The organism is Bacillus sp. AFS029637, from assembly GCF_002584985.1.
In the GTDB taxonomy this organism is placed as follows: Bacteria; Bacillota; Bacilli; order Bacillales; family Bacillaceae_G; genus Bacillus_A.
This window is the reverse complement of the sequence record NZ_NUPZ01000059.1, coordinates 1-4,072: the sequence shown is the minus strand read 5'-3', so window position 1 is coordinate 4,072 and position 4,072 is coordinate 1. Positions and strand designations below refer to the sequence as shown.

4 protein-coding genes and 2 pseudogenes are annotated in these 4,072 nt (G+C 34.4%); all 6 read left to right on the top strand.

Going from position 1 to position 4,072, the window contains the following annotated elements; all coding sequences use genetic code 11:
- Positions 1-855 (top strand): annotated as a pseudogene (locus COE49_RS27760) (hypothetical protein); the annotation flags it as partial.
- Positions 856-929: 74 nt separating this feature from the next.
- Positions 930-1,388, top strand: coding sequence for a DUF4352 domain-containing protein (locus tag COE49_RS26485; RefSeq protein ID WP_088232014.1), 459 nt, complete (start codon positions 930-932; stop codon positions 1,386-1,388).
- 80 nt (positions 1,389-1,468) lie between these two features.
- Positions 1,469-1,875: pseudogene (locus COE49_RS26480) on the top strand (transposase); the annotation flags it as partial.
- Positions 1,876-2,073: 198 nt separating this feature from the next.
- Positions 2,074-2,985 carry a polyisoprenyl-teichoic acid--peptidoglycan teichoic acid transferase TagU gene (gene tagU / locus COE49_RS26475; protein WP_088232015.1) on the top strand — a complete coding sequence of 304 codons (912 nt, stop codon included), beginning with the start codon at positions 2,074-2,076 and terminating at the stop codon, positions 2,983-2,985.
- 94 nt (positions 2,986-3,079) lie between these two features.
- Positions 3,080-3,898 carry an SGNH/GDSL hydrolase family protein gene (locus COE49_RS26470; protein ID WP_088232016.1) on the top strand — a complete coding sequence of 273 codons (819 nt, stop codon included), beginning with the start codon at positions 3,080-3,082 and terminating at the stop codon, positions 3,896-3,898.
- Between the two features lie 85 nt (positions 3,899-3,983).
- Positions 3,984-4,072, top strand: an 89-nt coding sequence (locus COE49_RS26465; protein ID WP_141524808.1) for an NAD-dependent epimerase/dehydratase family protein, incomplete at its 3' end; no start/stop codon positions are given.

Sequence of the window (4,072 nt, the reverse complement as noted above, 5' to 3'; positions counted from 1 at the left end):
ACATTAACAGACGCTGCGGGTAATACAAGTAAACCATCAAAAGCAATTGTTTCAGAAACAATTGCAAACATTAATGCTAAAATTAATAAACCATTAACAACTTCACATATGTATGTAACAGGAACAGCAACTGAAGGGACCGCTAAAGTTGCGCTTTATATCAATGGTAAATTTATTCGTACTGCTGCAATTCAGCCTGATGGGAGTTACCGTGTGTTTATTGATAAATCATATCGTGTAGAAAATAATGAAGTAAAAGTGTTACCTTTAACTGAACATGGTAAGGAAGGAATAGGGGATACTACTAAAATTAAAAAAGAAAATTTAGAACGTTTACCAGCACCAACTATTAACCCTGTTCATGAAATAGATAATTATGTGATGGGAACAATTGATTCAAAAGCAAAACGAGTAGCACTATATGTAAATGGTAAATTTATTCGTTATGGGGCAGTTGATGAGGCAACTGGAACATATAAGATTTATAAAGAGCGTGCGTTAGCACCAGCAGGAGCTGAAATCAAAGTATTAGCAGTAGATGAAAATAATATCGATGGGTATAGTGCACAAACTATAGCATTATCTGACACAGTAGTAGTAAATGCACCGGATGTGAAGCCTGTTTTCTTTGGTGATAATTATGTAACAGGAAAATATGCTGAAGGTACAAAAGGGATTAAATTGTATATTAATAATAAATTTGTTCGTTATGGAGCATTAGATTCAACAAATGAGACTTTTAAAATCTATCTAGATAAGACACTTGCACCAGCAGGAACTGAATTGAAAATTGTCCCTGTATCCTTTACTGGAAAAGAAGGAACTTCTACTATTGTAGTAGTAAAAGGGCGTTAACTTTTTTATAGAGGACACTAAAAAGGAGTTAAGATATTTAACTCCTTTTTAGGTTTATTTTGGAGGTAGAAAATATGAAGCGTATTTGTACAATAATCTTAGTATGTATATTGGTACCTATTTTATTAATAGGATGTTCAGGGCGGGAAAGTAAAGATGAGATCGGAGAAGCTAAGGAAGTAAATAAATTAAAAATCAATCCGGAAAAAGTTATATATACAGATAAACGTAACTCTACGGATGATAAAAAAGTGAAGAAAGTGGTGGAAATTACATTTGATGTAAAGAACGAGGGGGGGACAGAACTAGGTATAGGTGCAGGCGATTTTAGTGTGTTTGATGCAGAAGGCAATAATTTAGAGTTGTATGGATACCCAGATAACTTTGGAGACGTAGTGAGTCCTGGTAAAGAATTAAAGGGAAAGGCTTATTATAAAGTAGAAGGAAAGGAACCTTGTAAACTAGTTTTTGAAAATCCAGATGGTAATAAGAAAATAGAATGGGGAATTGCGGAAGTGAAGTATGAAAAATAATAAAATATTGGAGTTAGTATAGTCATATGGACACAACTTAGTTAAGTCCTTACAATGGATTTCAAGGGGGAAGTATTTGTATGGCAAACAAGAAATTTAATGAAAAATTTAAAAAGATGGTTGTTGAATTATATTATTCAGGGCGATCTGTGAACGAACTAAGCAGCGAATAGGGTGTAGCAGAAGTAACGATTTGTAAATGGATTAAGAAACATTTTCCTATCACAACGATTGATGAGGAAGAAATCGTTGTGATAGGAGACCTGAAACGAATGCAGAACGAACTGCTTCGTCTGAAAGAGGAAAATGGAATTTTAAAAAAGGCTATGGCCATATTCGCGAAAAAATAAAAGATACAGAATTACATCAATTTATCGATTGTCAAAAAGAAACATACTTTATTTATATGATGTGTAAAGCTCTTGGGGTAGCGAGAAGTTCGTATTACCAGTCTCAGCACAAAACAGAGTCAAAGTGTAGTCATGAGTTTGCGTTTGGTGAAGAGAAAGAATAAAAAATATTAAGATATACGGTAGACAAATAACGATATATAATTGTTGTTTGTCTATTTTCTGTGGATTGATATATAATTTAGTTTTATTAAATTGTTTTATGCTCTGTATAATAGAATTTACATGTATTGTAAGCTAGGTTGATGATAAGGTTAAGAAGGAGGGTTCAAATAATGAAAAAGAAAGTTTTATTTTGGGTACTTGGTATTATCGGAGTGCTAATCATAGGTGGAGGAATTTACGCTTATAATGTATATTCTTCTGTATCCAAAACATTAGATGAAGTTCATAAACCTCTAAAGCGTGATCAAAACAACAATAAAGTTGGAGAAAAAATTAGTAATAGTGAGCCGGTTTCAATTTTACTACTAGGTGCTGATGAGCGTGGTGATGACAAAGGCCGTTCAGATTCTTTAATGGTCATCACATTAAATCCTAAAACTAACTCAATGAAGACTGTGAGTATACCTCGTGATACATATACAGAAATCGTTGGAAAAGGGAAAAGTGATAAAATCAATCATGCTTATGCATTCGGTGGCGTAGATATGTCTGTAGCGACAGTAGAAAAGTTCTTAAATATTCCTATCAATTACTATGTTGAAGTGAACATGGAAGGATTTAAGGATATTGTTGATGCAGTCGGTGGTGTAGATGTAAATAATGATTTAGAATTTACGCAAGATAATCAGCATTTTGCTAAAGGTAATATTCATTTAACAGGTGAACAAGCACTATCATTCACACGTATGCGTAAAGAAGATCCACGAGGCGACTTCGGACGCCAAATGCGTCAACGTCAAGTAATGCAAGCAGTTATTAAGAAAGGCGCAAGCTTCTCTTCTTTATCAAGCTATGGTGATGTGTTAACAGCAATTCAGAAGAACGTGAAAACAAACTTAACGCAAGATCAAATGTTTGATATGCAAATGAATTATAAAAATTGTCTGCAGAACAGTGAGGATATCCAAATCCCAGGTGACGGTCACAAAGCCGCTGACGGTATTTGGTACTACTATGTTCCAGATGCAGCGAAACAAGATTTAACGAATAAGTTAAGAGCACATCTTGAAGTAAATAAGTAATAATAACCCAACTCCTTTGGAAGGAGTTGGGTTTATTTTTGCTCAAATTTATATTAGTATTATATATTGTGAGATTAATAGATGAGGTGAATCGATGAATAAGAAAGCAGTACTTGTCCTTGTGACTTTTGTATTGTTTGTCGCTTCGATTGTGAGTGGTAAATTATACTGGAATAAGAAGGTTGCGAATGCGACAGGACAGACGAGTGAAGTAACGAAAACAAAGGCTTCATCGAAAGATAGCGGAGCGAAGAAAGAAGAGAAAAAGCAAGATGCGAAGTCATCTTTTAATGAAGCATATGCGAAGAATTTACCGGATGAAGTGAAAGAGAAGTTGAAGAAAGCTGCGGCAGATAAAAAGGCAGTAAATCTTGTTATTGTTGGTGATGAAGCTTCTTCATCTGAAAAAGATGGTTGGGCAGCTAAGTTTACGACTAATTTAGAAACTGCTTACGGTAAAGGTTTATGGAATGTGACAGTTAAGGAATATAAGGGTGAAAGTACAGAAGAATTAATTTCGAATAAACGCGATAAAGAGATTGCGAAAGAAAATCCAGATGTGATTTTCTTTGAGCCGCCATTTATTACGGATAATGGTAAGAGTGGGAATGGCAACTCTGTAGCAAATACGCAGAAGTTCGTTCAGGCACTTTCTACTAGTGCAAAAGGAGCTACGATTATGATTCAACCATCGAACCCATTGTATGGTGCGAAGAATTATCCGAAAGCAATTGAAGCGTTAAAGCAGTTTGCGACGCAAAATGGTTATACATATGTGGATCATTGGGGAGCATGGCCTGATGCAACAACGAAGGCTATTTTACCTTACTTACAAGAAGAGTTTGGTTTCCCAAGTGCTAAAGGACATGATATTTGGGCGCAATATGTAACGGATTATTTTATAGCTAAATAAAATCTGTGAGAAGAAAATCATTTGTTTTATCAAAGATAAATGATTTTCTTTTTTATTAATATTTAATAATACTGGAGGTATACTTATGGCAATACTTGTAACAGGTGGAGCAGGATATATTGGTAGTCATACATGTGTTGAATTATTGAATAATGGTTATGAAATTATAGTAGT